Raw genomic sequence first — 18,432 nt, forward strand, 5'->3', positions numbered from 1 at the left:
ACGGGATGGAGGACGTAGTGGGCGAGGGTGAGCTGTGGGGGCATCGACTGCCACAGCGATCACCTCCTCCCGGAGCTATGGGCGCTGACGGACCGTCGGCGCCCCGCCGCCCGCGCGTCGCCTACCCTGGGACGCGGCACGGCCCTGAGTTTCGAGGGGTCACAACATGCGCGTCGGCATCGCCGGGCACCGGGGGCTGTCCGAGATCACCGAGATGCTGGTCCGGGGCGAGCTCTGGCGGCTGGTCACCGGCCACGCCGCCTACGACCTGGTCGGCGTCGGCTGCCTCGCCGAAGGGCCGGAGACCTGGTTCGCCCAGGCCGTCCTGGACCACGGCGGCAAGATCGAGACCGTGGTCTCCGCCACCGCCCACCGCACCGGTGCGTTCCTGGGCGACGGCTGCGGCCGCACCCGCCGGAGGCTGCTCAACCACTCCACCGCGGTCCACCGGCTCGCCCCGGCCGAGCACGGCGGCCTCGGCGACGACACCCGCCGGGCCCTGATCGGCATGATCGACGAACTCGTCGCGGTCTGGGACGGCCGCCCCGGCAGCGCCACCGCCGAGACCGTCGCCGCCGCCCGGGCCGCCGGGCTCTACGTGGAGGTGGTCTGGCCCGACGGCTGCCAGAGCCCCGCGGCCGACGGAAGCGTCCACTGATCCGTCCGCATCCTGAACGCCGGGGCCCGGCGGGCCCGTACGGCCTGCGAGAATGAACCGCATGTCGACCAACCCCGCCGCCCCCGGCAGCACCGCCCTCGACCCGGCGATCGCCGCCCGCCTCAAGCGCACCCCGGACGGCCTGCTCCCCGCCGTCGCCCAGCAGTACGACACCGGCGAGGTGCTGATGCTCGGCTGGATGGACGACGAGGCGCTGCACCGCACCCTCACCACCGGCCGCTGCACCTACTGGAGCCGCAGCCGCAACGAGTACTGGGTCAAGGGCGACACCTCCGGCCACGTCCAGCACGTCAAGCAGGTCGCCCTGGACTGCGACGGCGACACCCTGCTGGTCAAGGTCGACCAGGTCGGCGCGGCCTGCCACACCGGCGAGCGCACCTGCTTCGACGCCGACGTCCTGCCGCTCGCCGCCCAGTAGCCTTTCCCCGACCGTCCGCCCTTCTCATCTGATCGGTGTCCCATGGACCTTGAGGCCTTCCGCACGCTCGCCGCAGACACCCGGGTCATCCCCGTCACCCGCCGGCTCCTCGCGGACGGCCTCACACCGATCGGCGTCTACCGCAGCCTGGCCGCCGAACGCCCCGGCACCTTCCTGCTGGAATCCGCCGAGCAGGGCCGCAGTTGGGCCCGCTACTCGTTCGTCGGGGTGCGCAGCGGCGCCGTCCTGACGGTCGGTCAGGACGGCGGCGCCCGCTGGCTCGGCGAGCCCCCCGTCGGCATCCCGGTCTCCGGCGACCCGCTGGAGGTGCTGCGCGCCACCCTCACCGCCCTGCACACCCCCCGCCACCCCGACGACGGCCTGCCCCCGCTCACCGGCGGCCTGGTCGGCTACCTCGGCTACGACGTGGTCCGCCGCCTCGAGAAGCTGCCGGACCTCACCCCGGACGACCTGAAGCTCCCCGAGCTCACCCTGCTGCTCGCCACCGACCTCGCCGTCCTCGACCACGCCGACGGCACCGTGCTGCTGATCGCCAACGCGGTCAACCACAACGACCTCGCCACCGGCGTCGACGAGGCCCACGCCGACGCCGTCGCCCGGCTGGACGCGATGGAGGCCGACCTGCGCCGCCCGGTCGACCCCGGCCTGGCCACCTTCACCCCGGTCGCGGTCGACGCGCACTCGCCGTTCGGCGGCGAGCCGTACCGCAAGGCCGTCGACGTGGTGAAGGAGCGCATCCGGGCCGGCGAGGCCTTCCAGGTCGTCCCCTCGCAGCGCTTCGAAGCCCCCTGCGAGGCCTCCGCGCTCGACGTCTACCGGGTGCTGCGCACCACCAACCCCAGCCCCTACATGTACCTCTTCCGCTTCCCAGGCCCCGACGGCGGCGCGGACGGCGGCTTCGACGTGGTCGGCTCCAGCCCCGAGGCCCTGGTCAAGGTCGCCGAGGGCGCCGCCATGCTGCACCCCATCGCCGGCACCCGGCACCGCGGCGCCACCCCGCACGAGGACGCCGAGCTCGCCGCCGAGCTGCTCGCCGACCCCAAGGAACGGGCCGAGCACCTGATGCTGGTCGACCTCGGCCGCAACGACCTCGGCCGGGTCTGCGCGCCCGGCTCCGTCGAGGTGGTCGAGTTCATGCAGGTCGAGCGCTACAGCCACGTCATGCACATCGTCTCCACCGTCACCGGCACCGTCGCCGAGGGCCGCACCGCGCTCGACGTCCTCACCGCCTGCTTCCCCGCCGGCACCCTCTCCGGCGCCCCCAAGCCCCGCGCCATGCAGATCATCGAAGAACTCGAACCCACCCGCCGCGGCCTCTACGGCGGCTGCGTCGGCTACCTCGACTTCGCCGGCGACTCCGACACCGCCATCGCCATCCGCACCGCCGTCATCCGCGACCACACCGCCTACGTCCAAGCCGGCGCCGGCGTCGTAGCCGACTCCGACCCCCACGCCGAAGACACCGAATGCCGCAACAAGGCCACCGCCGTCCTCCGCGCAGTGGCCGCCGCCAACACACTCCGCTAAGCCCCCGCCCCCGCCTGCGCCGCGCCCCGTGCAGGTGCAGCCGCCTGCGGCGAGCCGGCGGGGCCATTTCGGATGTCGCCCCGCTGACCCCGCCTACAGCGGCCCGCTCCGCGGGCTCCCTGCCTGCGCCTGCGGCGGGCGGCCGGGCCATTTCGGATGTCGCCTCTGGCCCCGCCCCCGGCGGGCCGCTCAGCGGGCGCTCCTGATCCCACCCCGGCGGGCCGCTGCGCGGGCAGTCGTCCGGGTGGGCGTGGCCGCCTGCGGCGGGCTGGCCGGGCTGCTCCGGGTGTCGGTCCTGGCTCCGCCCCGGTGGGCTCCCCTGTCACCCGCCTGCGGCGAGCCGGCCGGGCCAGTCCGGATGTCGTCCCCTTACCCCCGCCCCCGGGGGCCGCTCCGTAGGTGGTGTTCGCAGCGCCCCGCAGGGTCGTGGCTCTCGCGGGTGGCGGGCCGGCAGCGTGGTGCCGTGCGGAGGGGCTGGTGGTGGGGGTGGTGTTGGGTCGGGGACACTGGTCGGGTGAGTGAGACCGCTGTTTCTGCGAAATCCCGGCGCGCCCTCGGGCTGATGCTGGTGCTGACCGTGCTCGGGGCCGTGCTGGTGCTGACCTCCGTGGGGCGGACGTGGGCGGAGGGGACCGCTGCGGGGCTGGAGGGCGGGCGGCTGGCGGTGAGTGCCACGGGGAGCGCGTTGACGGGGTTGCCGACGGGGATGGCGATGGTCGCGCTCGCGGCGATGGTCGCGGTCTTCGCGGTCCGCGGCCGCGCCCGCCTACTGGTCGGGGCGCTGACCGTGCTGGCGGGCCTGGGCACCGTCGCGGGCGCACTGCTCGGCAACAGCGACACCGCCGGCCTGCACGCCGCCGCGGCCAGCAAACTGGCGGTGAGCGGCGCCCACGCCGAGCAGATCACCCGCACCGCGTGGCCCTGGGTCGCCCTGGCCGGCGGCGTGCTGCTGGCCCTGGCCGGCCTGCTGACGGTGCGGTTCGGCCGGTCCTGGCCGGCGATGGGCTCGCGCTATGAGGCGCCGACCCGCGCCGCGGCCGCCCGCTCGGCCGTCACCACCCCCGCCACCACCCCCGCTGACCTGTGGAAGGCGCTGGACCGCGGCGAGGACCCGACCGGCTGAGGGCTCCGTCCGGGTCGACTGAGGGCTCCGTCTCACCAGAGTGCCCCCGCTTGGGGACGCCGTGTACGGCCCGGCACAATGGAGAGCGTCAACCCCGTCGAGCGCCACCCCGGACCGCGCGACCGGGCCCCGAAGATACAAGGAGCACCAACAAGATGTCGTCAGCAGCGCACGGCCACACCCCCGCCGCCTGGACCGGCGTGACCATCTCGTTCGTCGGCTTCTGCATCGCCGGCGTGGCCATGATCATCCCGAACGTCCTGCTGGTCGTCGCGGGTATCGCCGTGGTCCTGATCGGCGGCGTGGTCGGCAAGGCGATGTCGATGGCGGGCATGGGCAAGCCGGCCAGCAAGAACTTCGCGCCGGTGGAGTCCGCGGAGCGCACGGCGGTCACCGCGAGCTGACCAGGCGTCGGTGTCACCTCGGACGGCGGGCGGCGCGCCCGCCGTTCCGCCTTTCCGGGTGCAGTGCGCCCGATCGGGGGCACAATCATCGCCGTGAACGCTCCCGCTGCCCCGCAGCCCGCCGCCCCGCAGCCGGCCCCGGCGGGCTCGCCGCTGCGCCGGCTGGCCTCCCCGCTGGCCGCGCTGACCGCCGTCGCGCTGCCGACCGCCTTCGTCGGTCTGGTCGACCCCAACTCGCCGGGCCACTACCCGGTCTGTCCGGTGCTGCAGGCGACCGGCTGGTGGTGCCCGGGCTGCGGCGGGCTGCGCTCGGTGCACGCACTGACCCGCGGCGACGTGCTGTCCGCGCTGCACGACAACGTGCTGGTGGTGGCGCTGGCGGTGGTCTTCCTGGCGTTCTGGGGACGCTGGGTCTACACCGCGGTGCGCGGCCTGCCCAAGCCGGGCTTCCGGATGACCGGACGGCAGACCGTCCTGCTGGTCGTCCTGCTCACGCTGTTCACGGTGCTGCGCAACCTGCCGGTCGGGGTCGGGCTGGCGCCGCCGGTGGTGTGAGGGCGGCGCGGGCGGTCCGCCGATCGAGACGCGCGCCGGGCGGATGCGGGATGCGCCCCCTGCGCCCGATACCATCGAATGGTCGGGGAGTGCCCGAACACCCACCCCGGCTCCAGCCAGAAGAAACGATGGGGGCGCACGCGTGACTGTGCTCGACGAGATCATCGACGGGGTCCGGGAGGACCTCGCCGAGCGACAGGCCCGGGTCTCCCTGGACGAGCTCAAGGAGCTCGCCGCCAAGGCACCCGAGGCGAAGGACGGCGTGGCCGCGCTGCGCGGCGACGGCGTCCGGGTGATCTGCGAGGTCAAGCGCTCCAGCCCCTCCAAGGGTGCGCTCGCGGCGATCGCGGACCCGGCCGCCCTGGCGGTCGACTACGCGGCCGGTGGCGCGGCCGCGATCAGCGTGCTCACCGAGCAGCGCCGCTTCGGCGGCTCGCTGGCCGACCTGGACGCGGTGCGCGCCGCGGTGGACACCCCGGTGCTGCGCAAGGACTTCATCGTCACGGCCTACCAGCTGTGGGAGGCCCGGGCGCACGGCGCGGACCTGGCGCTGCTGATCGTCGCCGCCCTGGACCAGCCCGCGCTGGTCTCGCTGATCGAGCGGGCCGAGTCGATCGGACTCACCCCGCTGGTCGAGGTGCACGACGAGGAGGAGATCGCCCGCGCGGTGGACGCCGGCGCGCGGATCATCGGCGTCAACGCCCGCAACCTGAAGACCCTCGAGGTCGACCGGAACACCTTCGGCAACGTGGTGGACGCCATCCCGGCGCACGTCGTCAAGGTCGCCGAGTCCGGGGTCCGCGGCCCGCACGACCTGATCACCTACGCCAACCAGGGCGCCGACGCGGTGCTGGTCGGCGAGTCCCTGGTGACCGGCCGCGACCCGCGTGCCGCGGTCGCCGACCTGGTCGCCGCCGGGGCCCACCCGGCGCTGCGCAACAACGGGCGGGGCTGAGCCTCCGCCATGTCGATCGCCACCCGTCTCGCTCCCGGCTGCCGCCCGCGCGGCTGCCGCGCGCCCGCACGCCGGGTGCTGGGGCGGCGGGTGCGCTACGTGATCGGCAGCGAGCCCGGACAGGTCCCCGGACGCCGATGGCGCGGAACCCGCGGCTGAATCCCGCCGCCCGTTCCACCTTGCACGCCGTCAACCCTTCATCCGAGGACGGATCATGTCCGAGCTTCACCTTCCGGGTACCCAGGTCCCGGACGCACGCGGCTACTTCGGCGCCTACGGCGGCCGATTCATCCCCGAGGCGCTGGTCGCCGCCGTCGAGCAGGTCGCCGAGGAGTACGAGAAGGCGAAGGCCGATCCGGCCTTCGCCGCCGAACTCGACGCGCTGCTCAAGGACTACACCGGCCGGCCCAGCCCGCTGACCGACGTCCACCGGTTCTCCGCCGAGGCGGGCGGGGCGCGGGTCCTGCTCAAGCGCGAGGACCTCAACCACACCGGCTCGCACAAGATCAACAACGTGCTGGGCCAGGCGCTGCTCACCAAGCGGATGGGCAAGACCCGGATCATCGCGGAGACCGGCGCCGGCCAGCACGGCGTGGCCACCGCCACCGCCTGCGCCCTGTTCGGCTTCGACTGCACCATCTACATGGGCGAGGTCGACACCCAGCGGCAGGCCCTGAACGTCGCCCGGATGCGGATGCTGGGCGCCGAGGTCATCCCGGTGAAGTCCGGCAGCCGCACCCTCAAGGACGCCATCAACGAGGCGTTCCGCGACTGGGTCGCGAACGTCGACTCCACCCACTACCTGTTCGGCACCGTCGCGGGCCCGCACCCGTTCCCGATGATGGTCCGCGACTTCCACCGGGTGATCGGCATCGAGGCCCGGCAGCAGGTGCTGGACCGCACCGGGCGGCTGCCCGACGCGGTGGTCGCCTGCGTCGGCGGCGGCTCCAACGCGATGGGCATCTTCCACGAGTTCATCCCGGACGCGGGCGTGCGCCTGATCGGCTGTGAGGCGGCCGGCGAGGGCGCCGAGACCCCCAGGCACGCCGCCACCCTCACCAAGGGCGACCCGGGCGTGCTGCACGGCTCGCGCACCTACGTGCTGCAGGACGAGGACGGCCAGACCATCGAGTCGCACTCGATCTCGGCGGGCCTGGACTACCCGGGCGTCGGCCCGGAGCACGCCTGGCTGAAGGACACCGGCCGCGCCGAGTACCGCCCGGTCACCGACCGCGCGGCGATGGAGGCCCTGCGCCTGCTGTCGCGCACCGAGGGCATCATCCCGGCCATCGAGTCCGCGCACGCCCTGGCCGGCGCCCTCGAGCTCGGCCGCGAGCTCGGCCCGGAGGCGACCATCCTGGTCTCGCTCTCCGGCCGCGGGGACAAGGACATGCACACCGCCGCCGAGTACTTCGGCCTCTACGACGCCGAGGGGACCAACTGACATGGCCGACACCCTGCTCACCACCGCCCTCGCCGCCGCCAAGGCGGAGGGCCGCGCGGCCCTGATCGGCTACCTCCCGGCCGGGTTCCCGACCGTGGACGGCGGCATCGCCGCGATCAACGCGCTGATCGAGGGCGGCTGCGACGCCGTCGAGGTCGGCCTGCCGCACTCCGACCCGGTGCTGGACGGCGCGGTGATCCAGACCGCCGACGACATCGCGCTGCGCGGCGGCGTGAGGATCAAGGACGTGCTGCGCACCGTCGCCGAGGTCGCCGCCGCCCACCCGGCGGTGCCGGTGCTGGTGATGACCTACTGGAACCCGGTGGACCGCTACGGCACCGCCCGGTTCGCCGCCGACCTGGCCGCGGCCGGGGGAGCGGGCTGCATCCTGCCCGACCTGCCGGTCGAGGAATCCGCGGAGTGGCGCAAGGCCGCCGCCGAGCACGGTCTCGACACCGTCTTCGTGGTCGCCCCGTCCTCCCAGGACGCCCGGCTCGCCGAGGTGACCGCGGCCGGCTCCGGCTTCGTCTACGCCGCCGCGGTGATGGGCGTCACCGGGACCCGGGCCGCCGTCGGCTCGATGGCCGAGGACCTGGTCGCCCGGACCCGGGCCACCACGCCGCTGCCGGTCTGCGTCGGCCTCGGCGTCTCCAACGCGAAGCAGGCGGCGGAGGTCGCGGCCTTCGCCGACGGCGTGATCGTCGGCTCGGCGTTCGTGCAGCGCCTGCTGGACGCCCCGGACCCGGACGCCGGCGTCGACGCGGTGCGCGCGTTGGCCGCCGAGCTGGCGGAGGGCGTCCGCCGGCGCTGACCGCACGGCCGTGGAAGCCGCCCGGGGAGCAACTCCTGCTCCCCGGGCGGTTTTTCGTCTACTCCCGACGGGTGAATCAGCAAACCCGGGCCCGGGACCCCGGCGTTGAACCCCCGGATGGTTCGTCGGCGAAAGGGCGTGCGCGTGGCGTGGGTGCAGAAGTCGGTGCTGTGGCGGGCGGCGTTGGCCGGGCTGGCGCTGGCCGCCGCGCTGGCCGGGAGCGGGGGCGTGGAACGGGAGTTGGCGCGGGCGGGCGCGGAGCGGGCGGTGGAGTGCCGGCAGCCCGCGGTCCCCTGCAACGCGCCGGACCGATGATCCGTCAATTCGGACGTATGACCGTTTAGTATCGCTCATACGGCGTAACTCGCCAATGTGGAGGAACCACCCGCCATCCCCTACGGTTCATCAGGCAGGAAACGGTGGCAGCACGCCCGAGGGGGAACTGATGGCCAGTCAGCAGGCCGATCGCGGCCGGGCGGTCCGCCGGGCGGTGGACTCCCCGGCGGCCGAGTGGTTCGGACTGGCGGTGCGGCTAGGCCTCGCGGTGGTGTGGGGCTGGGCGGGCTGGGCGAAGGTCTCCGACCCGGCCGAGGCGGCGCAGGCGGTGCGGGCGTACGAGATCCTCCCCGAGGCGCTGGTGAAGCCGGTCGGCTGGGGACTCCCCTTCCTGGAGCTGGCGTTGGCGCTGCTGCTGGTGCTCGGTCTGGGCACCCGGATCGTCGCGGTGATCTCGGCGGCGCTGCTGCTCGTGTTCATCGCCGGCATCTCCTCGGCGTGGGCCCGCGGCATCTCGATCGACTGCGGCTGCTTCGGCGGCGGCGGCGCGGTGGACGAGTCGCAGACCAAGTACCTGCAGGAGATCCTGCGCGACTCCGGGTTCCTGCTGCTGTCGGCGTGGCTGATCTACCGGCCCAGGACCAAGCTCTCGCTGGACGCCTGGCTGGCCGCCTGACGCCGCACGGCCGCTGACCACTGATCAGAAGAACCGAACCCCCAGGACTGGCAAGAGCACCCCATGAGCGACAAGAACCGAGAAGGCAAGCGCACCGCCCGCGAGCGGATGGCGCAGGAGCGCGCCGCCGAGCAGGCGCGGGCGAGCCGGAACAAGAAGCTGATCGTCGGCGGCACGGTGCTCGCGGTGATCGCGGCGGCCGTGGTGATCGGCGTGGTGGTGCAGAACCAGCGCTCCAAGCCGGAGACCCCGGCCGCGGCCCCGGCCGGCGCGATCGGCGACAAGAACCTGGTGATCCCGTCCGGCGCGAGCAACGCTCCCTCCACGCTGACCGTGTACGAGGACCCGCGCTGCCCGGCCTGCGGCAGCTTCGAGCGGACCTTCTCGCCCACCATCGACCAGCTGGAGGACGCCGGGAAGGTGGTCGTGAACTACCACATCGTCTCGTTCATCGACCGCTCGCTGGGCGGCAACGGCTCCAAGTACGGCGCCAACGCGCTCGCCTGCGCGCAGAACGCCGGGCACTTCCGGGACTACCACGACGTGCTGTACCGCAACCAGCCCGACGAGACCGAGGACTCCTTCGGCAACAAGCAGACCCTGATCACCCTGGCCAAGCAGGTGCCGGGCCTGGACACCCCCGAGTTCGAGAACTGCGTCAACTCCAACCAGTTCGGCGGCTGGGTCTCCGCGGTGCAGCAGGACTTCGACAAGTCCAGCTACAAGTCCACCCCGACGGTGCTGCTGAACGGCGAGCCGATCTACGCGAAGAAGGGCGACGAGCAGATCAGCCCGGAGAACCTGGTGAAGTGGGTCGACCAGGCCAACCAGGGCAAGCCGCTGGGCACCCCCGGCTCGCACGGCCAGAGCCCGGCGCCGTCGTCGACCGCCGCCGAGTCCAACACCCCGCCCTCGCCGTAGGGCGGGCCGGGACAGGAGTGACGCTTCCGTGACCCGCTCCGGTGCCGGTGTGCCGGGCGGGACACGGTAGCGTCGGCAGTGCCATGGATCTCGCATACATTCCGAGCCCGTCGCGGGGCGTCCTCTACCTGGGGCCCATCCCGCTGCGCGCCTACGCCTTCTGCATCATCATCGGTGTCGTCGTGGCCGTGTGGCTCGGCAGCAAGCGCTGGGTCGCCCGCGGCGGCGGCAAGCACACCGTCGGCGACATCGCGGTCTGGGCGGTGCCGTTCGGCCTGGTCGGCGGCCGCCTCTACCACGTCATCACCGACAACCAGCTGTACTTCGGCGAGGGCAAGCACCCGATCGACGCGCTGAAGATCTGGCAGGGCGGCCTCGGCATCTGGGGCGCCATCGCCCTCGGCGCCGTCGGCGCCTGGATCGGCGCCCGCCGCCGCGGCGTCCCGCTGCCCGCCTACGCCGACGCGATCGCCCCCGGCATCGCGCTCGCCCAGGCCTGCGGCCGCTGGGGCAACTGGTTCAACCAGGAGCTGTACGGCCGGCCCACCGACCTGCCGTGGGGCCTGAAGATCGACAAGACGCTGGAGGACGGCACCGTCGTGCACGGCGTCTACCAGCCGACCTTCCTCTACGAGTCGCTCTGGTGCGTCGGCGTCGCCCTGCTGGTGATCTGGGCCGACCGCCGCTTCACCCTCGGCCACGGCCGGGCCTTCGCGCTGTACGTCGCCGCCTACACCGTCGGCCGGTTCTGGACCGAGTGGCTGCGCATCGACGAGGCGCACCACTTCTTCGGCCTGCGGCTGAACGACTGGGTGGCGATCCTGGTCTTCGTCGGCGCGGTGGTCTACCTGGTGCTCTCCGCCCGGCTCCGCCCCGGCCGCGAGGACCCGGACGCGATCGACCCGCAGGCCACCCGTGAGCGGGCCGAGGCGAAGGCCGCCGAGGACGCGAAGGACGCGAAGGACGCCGAGCCCGCCGACGGGACGGCCGACGGGGCGCCGTCCGCCGATGTTCCGTCCGACACGCCCGCGGAGCCCGAGCAGGCCCCGCAGGAGGTCGCCCCGGAGACCTCGAAGGACTCCGAAAAGCCTTCCTGAGCAAGGAAGTTGAACCCCCGTTGGGGCCGTCCCCGCCGACTCGGCGGAGACGGCCCCAACTGCCTTTGGGCAGGCTAACTTTGCTGGAAATGCCCAGGTCAAGGGGTTACTTTCACAGGGTGAGCGCAGCCCTGCCGGTGCACGGCCAGGGGGGAGTCCGCCGTGTCCGGAAGGGGCAGCAACAGCCATGACCACGATCACCGCCGCACCGCAGACCGAGGGCCCGCAGCCGCGGATACCCGCCGAGGGCCACCACCGGGACGTCAACGGCGGCTGGCTGCGCCCGGCGGTGTTCGGCGCGATGGACGGCCTGGTCTCCAACTTCGCCCTGATGACCGGCGTGGCCGGCGGCGCCGCCGCGCCGGGCACCGTGGTGCTCACCGGCCTGGCCGGCCTGGCGGCCGGCGCCTTCTCGATGGCGGCGGGGGAGTACACCTCGGTGGCCTCCCAGCGCGAGCTGGTGGAGGCCGAGCTGGAGGCCGAGCGCCTCGAGCTCAAGCGCAACCCGCACGGCGAGCTCGCCGAACTGGCGCAGCTGTACATGGCCCGCGGCGTCGACGAGGAGCTGGCCCACGCGGTGGCCCGGCAGCTGTCCGCCGACCCGGACACCACGCTGGCGGTGCACGCCCGCGAGGAGCTGGGCGTCGACCCCGAGGACCTGCCCTCGCCGCTGGTCGCCGCCGGCTCCTCGTTCGCCTGCTTCGCGCTGGGCGCGCTGATCCCGGTGCTGCCCTACCTGCTGGGGGCGACCGCGCTGTGGCCGGCCGCGCTGCTGGCGGTGCTCGGCCTGTTCGGCTGCGGCGCGGTGGTGGCCCGGGTGACCGCGCGCAGCTGGTGGTACAGCGGACTGCGGCAGCTGGCGCTGGGCGGCTCGGCGGCCGGGGTGACCTACCTGCTCGGCCGGCTGATCGGCGGCGCGGTCGGCTGACCGGCGACCCGAACGGGCCTGTGGAATCACCCAGCGCACTGCATGGTTATGCCTTGGACCGGGTGACGTTCCACACATGGGCGGGCCCTGGTGCCTTGTCCTGGTCTCGACATCCGGCCGTCGACCCGCACATTCCCATCCCGGGTCGGCCCCCGGGAGCGGAATCGCAGGCCACCCCCGCGTCAGAGGTGTGCCGAGGGCGTTTCGCCCCTGTTTCGCCGGTCCGGGCGGAGGGCACACTGGAGGGGATGCGCGGCGCTGCGCGTCCCCCCATCCGCCCTGTGACCTGCGGATTGTGTCCGGGATATGGACGCAGGAATCCACTTCCCGGGATCTTGGGCATCATGTAACCTGCACGAAATCGCATCAGGGCCAACGTCGTCCCCGCTGCATCACGCACCAGCCAATGACGACGACGGGAGAGCCGATGCTGTCTGCATCCATGCACTCCGGCCACGGGAACGTGAAGGCCGCAGGCCCCTACGCCCTCGTTCCGGATGCGCGCCCTCTGGCCCAGGGTCTGTACGACCCGCGCAACGAGCACGACGCCTGTGGCGTCGGGTTCGTGGCCACGCTGACCGGCATCGCCGACCACAAGATCGTCGAGCAGGCGCTGACCGTGCTGCGCAACCTGGAGCACCGCGGCGCCACCGGCGCCGAGCCGGACTCCGGTGACGGTGCGGGCATCCTGACCCAGGTCCCGGACGCCTTCCTGCGCAGCAAGGTCGACTTCGAGCTCCCCGCGGCCGGCTCCTACGCCGTCGGCATCGCCTTCCTGCCCGACGAGGACGCGGCCGACGCCGCCGCCGTCGCGCAGATCGAGGCGATCGCCGCGCAGGAGGGCCTGACCGTCCTCGGCTGGCGCGACGTCCCGGTCACCCCCGACCTGCTGGGCGCCACCGCCCGCTCCGTCATGCCGCGCTTCCGCCAGGTCTTCGTGGGCCACGGCGAGCGCACCGGCATCGAGCTGGACCGGGTCGCGTTCGTGCTGCGCAAGCGCGCCGAGCGGGAGGCCGGGGTGTACTTCCCCTCGCTGTCCGCCCGCACCCTGGTCTACAAGGGCATGCTGACCACCGGCCAGCTGGAGCCCTTCTTCCCCGACCTGTCGGACCGGCTGTACGCCTCCGCGATCGGCCTGGTGCACTCGCGCTTCTCCACCAACACCTTCCCGAGCTGGCCGCTGGCCCACCCGTACCGCTTCGTCGCGCACAACGGCGAGATCAACACGGTCAAGGGCAACCGCAACTGGATGACCGCCCGGGAGTCCCAGCTCGCCACCGACCTGATCCCCGGCGACCTGAACCGGATCTTCCCGATCTGCACCCCGGACCACTCCGACTCCGCCTCCTTCGACGAGGTGCTGGAGCTGCTCCACCTGGGCGGCCGCTCGCTGCCGCACTCGGTGCTGATGATGATCCCGGAGGCGTGGGAGAACCACGCCACCATGGAGCCGGCCCGCCGCGCCTTCTACCAGTACCACTCCAACCTGATGGAGCCCTGGGACGGCCCGGCCAGCATCACCTTCACCGACGGCACCCAGATCGGCGCGGTCCTCGACCGCAACGGCCTGCGCCCGTCCCGGTACTGGGTCACCGAGGACGGCCTGGTCGTCCTCTCCTCCGAGGCCGGCGTGCTCGACATCGACCAGCAGAAGGTCGTCAAGAAGGGCCGCCTGCAGCCCGGCCGGATGTTCCTGGTGGACACCGCCGAGCACCGGATCGTCGAGGACGAGGAGATCAAGTCCGCCCTCGCCGCCGAGCACCCGTACGAGGAGTGGGTCGCCGCCGGGCAGATCCAGCTCGCCAAGCTCCCCGAGCGCGAGCACATCGCGCACACCCACGCCTCGGTGACGCGCCGTCAGCAGACCTTCGGCTACACCGAGGAGGAGCTGCGGGTCATCCTCGCGCCGATGGCCAAGACCGGCGGCGAGGCTCTCGGCTCGATGGGCACCGACTCGCCGATCGCCGCGCTCAGCGAGAAGCCGCGCCTGCTGTTCGACTACTTCACCCAGCTGTTCGCGCAGGTCACCAACCCGCCGCTGGACGCCATCCGGGAGGAGCTGGTCACCTCCCTGCACAGCAACCTCGGCCCCGAGGGCAACCTGCTGGACGCCTCCCCGGCGCACTGCCGCTCGGTCGGCATCACCTTCCCGGTGATCGACAACGACGAGCTGGCGAAGCTGATCCACGTCAACGCGGACGGCGACCAGCCCGGCCTGAAGGCCGTCACGCTGTCCGGCCTGTACAAGGTCGCGACCGGCGGCCAGGGCCTGGCGGCCCGGCTCGCCGAGATCGCCGCCGAGGCCGACGCGGCGATCGCCGACGGCGCCCGGATCATCGTGCTCTCCGACCGCCACTCGGACGCCGAGCACGCCCCGATCCCGTCGCTGCTGCTCACCTCGGCGATCCACCACCACCTGATCCGTACCAAGCAGCGCACCCAGGTGTCGCTGCTGGTCGAGGCCGGCGACGTCCGCGAGGTGCACCACGTCGCGCTGCTGATCGGCTACGGCGCCGGCGCGGTCAACCCGTACCTGGCCATGGAGTCGGTCGAGGACCTGGTCGCCCAGGGCGTGTTCGTCTCGAACATCGAGCCCGAGAAGGCGATCAAGAACCTGATCAAGGCGCTCGGCAAGGGCGTCCTGAAGGTGATGTCCAAGATGGGCATCTCCACCGTCGCCTCCTACCGCGGCGCGCAGGTCTTCGAGGCCATCGGCCTCGCCCAGGAGCTGGTGGACGCCTACTTCGCGGGCACCACCACCAAGCTCGGCGGCATCGGCCTGGAGCAGATCGCCAAGGAGACCGCCGCCCGCCACGCCAAGGCCTACCCGGCCTCCGGCATCGCCGCCGCGCACCGCGCGCTGGACATCGGCGGCGAGTACCAGTGGCGCCGCGAGGGCGAGCCGCACCTGTTCGACCCGGAGACGGTCTTCCGCCTCCAGCACTCGACCCGCACCAAGCGCTACGACGTCTTCAAGCAGTACACGGACCGGGTGAACGCCCAGTCCGAGCGCCTGATGACGCTGCGCGGCCTGTTCAAGCTGGACGGCCTCGGCCGGACCCCGATCTCCATCGACGAGGTCGAGCCGGTCTCCGAGATCGTCAAGCGGTTCTCCACCGGCGCGATGTCCTACGGCTCCATCTCGATGGAGGCGCACGAGACCCTCGCGATCGCGATGAACCGCCTCGGCGGCAAGTCCAACACCGGTGAGGGCGGCGAGGACCCGGAGCGCCTGTACGACCCGGAGCGCCGCTCGGCGATCAAGCAGGTCGCCTCCGGCCGGTTCGGCGTCACCTCCGAGTACCTGGTCAACGCGGACGACATCCAGATCAAGATGGCCCAGGGCGCCAAGCCCGGCGAGGGCGGCCAGCTGCCCGGCCACAAGGTCTACCCGTGGGTCGCGAAGACCCGGCACTCGACCCCGGGCGTGGGCCTGATCTCCCCGCCGCCGCACCACGACATCTACTCCATCGAGGACCTGGCTCAGCTGATCCACGACCTCAAGAACGCCAACCCGGACGCCCGCATCCACGTGAAGCTGGTCTCCGAGGTCGGTGTCGGCACGGTCGCCGCGGGCGTCTCCAAGGCGCACGCCGACGTGGTCCTGATCTCGGGCCACGACGGCGGCACCGGCGCCTCCCCGCTCACCTCGCTGAAGCACGCGGGCGGCCCCTGGGAGCTCGGCCTGGCCGAGACCCAGCAGACCCTGCTGCTGAACGGCCTGCGGGACCGGATCGTGGTCCAGACGGACGGCCAGCTGAAGACCGGCCGCGACGTGGTGATCGCCGCGCTGCTGGGCGCCGAGGAGTTCGGCTTCGCGACCGCCCCGCTGGTGGTCTCCGGCTGCATCATGATGCGGGTCTGCCACCTGGACACCTGCCCGGTCGGCGTCGCCACGCAGAACCCGGTGCTGCGCGAGCGGTTCTCCGGCAAGGCCGAGTTCGTGGTCAACTTCTTCGAGTTCATCGCCGAGGAGGTCCGCGAGATCCTCGCCGAGCTGGGCTTCCGCTCCATCGAGGAGGCCGTCGGCCACGCCGAGCACATCGACGCCGAGGCCGCGATCGACCACTGGAAGGCCGCCGGTCTCGACCTGGCCCCGCTGTTCCACGTCCCCGAGCTGCCCGAGGGCGCGGCCCTGTACCGCACCACCGAGCAGGACCACGCGCTGGACAAGGCCCTCGACAACCAGCTGATCGAGCTGGCCGAGGACGCCCTGGTGCGCGGCGAGGCCGTGCGCATCCAGCTGCCGATCCGCAACGTCAACCGCACGGTCGGCACCATGCTCGGCCACCAGGTGACCAAGCGGTACCGCGGTGAGGGCCTGCCCGAGGGCACCATCGACGTCACCTTCACCGGCTCGGCCGGCCAGTCCTTCGGCGCGTTCGTGCCGAACGGTGTGACGCTCCGCCTGGAGGGCGACGCCAACGACTACGTCGGCAAGGGCCTGTCCGGCGGCGTGCTCGTGGTCCGCCCGGCCCGGGACGCGGCCGCGATCGGCGCCGACGCGCAGAACCACGTGATCGCCGGCAACACCATCGGCTACGGCGCCACCTCCGGCCGCATCCACCTGCGCGGCAAGGCCGGCGAGCGTTTTGCGGTCCGCAACTCCGGTGCCACCCTGGTGGTGGAGGGCGTGGGCGACCACGGCCTGGAGTACATGACCGGCGGTCGGGTGCTGATCCTCGGCGAGACCGGCCGCAACCTGGCGGCGGGCATGTCCGGCGGCATCGCCTACGTGCTCGACCTGCGCCCGGCCAACGTGAACAGCGGCATGGTGGGCATCGAGGCCCCCAGCGCCGCCGACCGCGAGTGGCTGCGCGAGACCGTCCAGCAGCACTACGAGGAGACCGGCTCCACCGTCGCCGCCGAGCTCCTGGCCGACTGGGGCAGCGGGGTCTCCCGCTTCTCCAAGATCATGCCCACCGACTACAAGGCTGTGCTCGCCGCCAAGGACGCCGCTGAGCGCGATGGCCTCTCCGAGGTGGAGACCACTCGCAAGATGATGGAGGCGGCAAATGGCTGACCCCAAGGGCTTCCTGACCACGCCCAAGCAGCTGGCGGAGCGCCGTCCGGTGGACGTCCGGCTCCGTGACTGGAACGAGGTCTACGTCGAGCGCAGCCTCCTTCCGATCATCACCAAGCAGGCCGGCCGCTGCATGGACTGCGGCATCCCGTTCTGCCACAACGGCTGCCCGCTCGGGAACCTGATCCCCGAGTGGAACGACCTCGCCTACCGGGACGACTGGTCCGGCGCGATCGAGCGGCTGCACGCGACCAACAACTTCCCGGAGTTCACCGGCCGCCTGTGCCCGGCTCCCTGCGAGTCGGCCTGCGTGCTGGGGATCAACCAGGACGCGGTGACCATCAAGAACGTCGAGGTCACCATCATCGACAAGGCCTGGGACCGCGGCGGGGTCACCCCGCAGGTCCCGGAGCGGCTGTCCGGCAAGACCGTCGCCGTGGTCGGCTCCGGCCCGGCCGGCCTGGCCGTCGCCCAGCAGCTCACCCGGGCCGGGCACACCGTGGTGGTGTACGAGCGCGCGGACCGGATCGGCGGCCTGCTGCGGTACGGCATCCCCGAGTTCAAGATGGAGAAGCGCCACATCAACCGCCGCATCGAGCAGATGCGCGCGGAGGGCACCCGGTTCCGCACCGGCGTGCACGTGGGCGAGGACATCACCGGCCAGGACCTGCGCTCGCGCTTCGACGCCGTGGTGGTCGCGGCCGGCGCCACCACCGCGCGCGACCTGCCCGTCCCCGGGCGGGAGTTGAACGGTGTCCACCAGGCGATGGAGTACCTGCCGCTGGCCAACAAGGTCCAGGAGGGCGACTACGTCGACTCCCCGATCTCGGCCAAGGGCAAGCACGTCGTGGTGATCGGCGGCGGCGACACCGGCGCGGACTGCGTCGGCACCGCGCACCGCCAGGGCGCCGCGTCGGTGACCCAGCTGGAGATCATGCCGCAGCCGTCGGAGGCCCGGCCGGCCGGCCAGCCCTGGCCGACCATGCCGATGACGTACAAGGTGACCTCGGCGCACGAGGAGGGCGGTGAGCGGATCTACTCCGTCTCCACCACCCACTTCGCCGGCGACGAGGACGGCAACGTCCAGGAACTGCACCTGGTCGAGGTCGAGTTCAAGAACGGCAAGTTCGAGCCGGTGCCGGGCAGCGAGCGGGCCATCCCGGCCCAGCTGGTCACCCTGGCGATGGGCTTCACCGGAACCGACGTTCGCAACGGCCTGGTCGAGCAGCTGGGCGTCGAGCTGGACGCCCGCGGCAACATCGCGCGGGACGGCAAGTTCGGCACCAACGTCGATGGGGTGTACGTTTGCGGTGACGCCGGCCGCGGTCAGTCGCTGATCGTCTGGGCGATCGCCGAAGGCCGCTCCGCCGCCGCGGCGGTCGACAAGTACCTGGGCGGGAAGACCCCTCTCCCCGCCCCGATCAAGCCGACCGACCGGCCGCTGGTGGTCTGACCGACCGCCGGCCCACGAACGCCTGTCCCCCGCGACCGCAAGTTCGCGGGGGCCCGGCCGACAAACACCGACCCGCCAGAGCCGCCGGGCCCGGTCATGACGGCGCCTGCCCACTCCCCGA

Annotated in this window: 17 protein-coding genes; all 17 read left to right on the forward strand. The window is 72.6% G+C overall.

Going from position 1 to position 18,432, the window contains the following annotated elements; genetic code table 11:
- Positions 1-166 precede the first annotated feature (166 nt).
- The 17 genes from ACWD4U_RS24400 to ACWD4U_RS24480 all read left to right on the forward strand — a co-directional run bounded on the left by ACWD4U_RS24400 (position 167) and on the right by ACWD4U_RS24480 (position 18,311).
- Positions 167-658 carry a hypothetical protein gene (locus ACWD4U_RS24400; protein WP_363453061.1) on the forward strand — a complete coding sequence of 164 codons (492 nt, stop codon included), beginning with the start codon at positions 167-169 and terminating at the stop codon, positions 656-658.
- Positions 659-710: 52 nt separating this feature from the next.
- Positions 711-1,097 carry a phosphoribosyl-AMP cyclohydrolase gene (gene hisI, locus ACWD4U_RS24405; protein WP_449787295.1) on the forward strand — a complete coding sequence of 129 codons (387 nt, stop codon included), beginning with the start codon at positions 711-713 and terminating at the stop codon, positions 1,095-1,097.
- Positions 1,098-1,139: 42 nt separating this feature from the next.
- The gene (locus tag ACWD4U_RS24410) at positions 1,140-2,645 is read left to right on the forward strand and encodes an anthranilate synthase component I (protein WP_363453057.1); all 1,506 of its coding nucleotides are present in this window, start codon (positions 1,140-1,142) and stop codon (positions 2,643-2,645) included.
- Between the two features lie 514 nt (positions 2,646-3,159).
- Positions 3,160-3,768, forward strand: a complete 609-nt coding sequence (locus ACWD4U_RS24415) for a TIGR02234 family membrane protein (RefSeq protein ID WP_363453055.1) — start codon at positions 3,160-3,162, stop codon at positions 3,766-3,768.
- Positions 3,769-3,923: 155 nt separating this feature from the next.
- Complete coding sequence (locus ACWD4U_RS24420) at positions 3,924-4,172, forward strand: HGxxPAAW family protein (RefSeq protein WP_363453053.1); 249 nt, start codon at positions 3,924-3,926, stop codon at positions 4,170-4,172.
- Positions 4,173-4,265: 93 nt separating this feature from the next.
- Positions 4,266-4,727, forward strand: a complete 462-nt coding sequence (locus ACWD4U_RS24425) for a DUF2752 domain-containing protein (RefSeq protein ID WP_363453051.1) — start codon at positions 4,266-4,268, stop codon at positions 4,725-4,727.
- 142 nt (positions 4,728-4,869) lie between these two features.
- Positions 4,870-5,682 carry an indole-3-glycerol phosphate synthase TrpC gene (gene trpC / locus ACWD4U_RS24430; RefSeq protein ID WP_363453049.1) on the forward strand — a complete coding sequence of 271 codons (813 nt, stop codon included), beginning with the start codon at positions 4,870-4,872 and terminating at the stop codon, positions 5,680-5,682.
- 9 nt (positions 5,683-5,691) lie between these two features.
- On the forward strand, positions 5,692-5,841 hold the full coding sequence (gene trpM / locus ACWD4U_RS24435; RefSeq protein WP_449787296.1) for a tryptophan biosynthesis modulator TrpM: 150 nt from the start codon (positions 5,692-5,694) through the stop codon (positions 5,839-5,841).
- A gap of 52 nt (positions 5,842-5,893) precedes the next feature.
- Positions 5,894-7,126 carry a tryptophan synthase subunit beta gene (gene trpB / locus ACWD4U_RS24440; protein WP_449787301.1) on the forward strand — a complete coding sequence of 411 codons (1,233 nt, stop codon included), beginning with the start codon at positions 5,894-5,896 and terminating at the stop codon, positions 7,124-7,126.
- A 1-nt stretch (position 7,127) separates the two neighbouring features.
- On the forward strand, positions 7,128-7,937 hold the full coding sequence (trpA, locus tag ACWD4U_RS24445; RefSeq protein ID WP_363453045.1) for a tryptophan synthase subunit alpha: 810 nt from the start codon (positions 7,128-7,130) through the stop codon (positions 7,935-7,937).
- Positions 7,938-8,081: 144 nt separating this feature from the next.
- Entirely contained in the window at positions 8,082-8,252 is a 171-nt protein-coding gene (locus tag ACWD4U_RS24450) for a hypothetical protein (protein WP_363453043.1), read from the forward strand.
- Between the two features lie 130 nt (positions 8,253-8,382).
- A complete protein-coding gene (locus tag ACWD4U_RS24455; protein WP_363453041.1) occupies positions 8,383-8,889 on the forward strand; it encodes a MauE/DoxX family redox-associated membrane protein in 507 nt (168 codons plus the stop codon).
- Between the two features lie 63 nt (positions 8,890-8,952).
- Positions 8,953-9,810, forward strand: a complete 858-nt coding sequence (locus ACWD4U_RS24460) for a DsbA family protein (RefSeq protein WP_363453039.1) — start codon at positions 8,953-8,955, stop codon at positions 9,808-9,810.
- Positions 9,811-9,893: 83 nt separating this feature from the next.
- Entirely contained in the window at positions 9,894-10,907 is a 1,014-nt protein-coding gene (lgt, locus tag ACWD4U_RS24465) for a prolipoprotein diacylglyceryl transferase (RefSeq protein WP_363453037.1), read from the forward strand.
- 187 nt (positions 10,908-11,094) lie between these two features.
- A complete protein-coding gene (locus tag ACWD4U_RS24470) occupies positions 11,095-11,835 on the forward strand; it encodes a VIT1/CCC1 transporter family protein (RefSeq protein WP_363453035.1) in 741 nt (246 codons plus the stop codon).
- A 442-nt stretch (positions 11,836-12,277) separates the two neighbouring features.
- On the forward strand, positions 12,278-16,858 hold the full coding sequence (gltB, locus tag ACWD4U_RS24475) for a glutamate synthase large subunit (RefSeq protein ID WP_363453135.1): 4,581 nt from the start codon (positions 12,278-12,280) through the stop codon (positions 16,856-16,858).
- A complete protein-coding gene (locus ACWD4U_RS24480) occupies positions 16,851-18,311 on the forward strand; it encodes a glutamate synthase subunit beta (protein WP_363453033.1) in 1,461 nt (486 codons plus the stop codon). The genes gltB and ACWD4U_RS24480 overlap by 8 nt, the downstream gene beginning before the upstream one ends.
- Positions 18,312-18,432 lie beyond the last annotated feature (121 nt).

The organism is Kitasatospora sp. NPDC002522 (genome assembly GCF_053595195.1).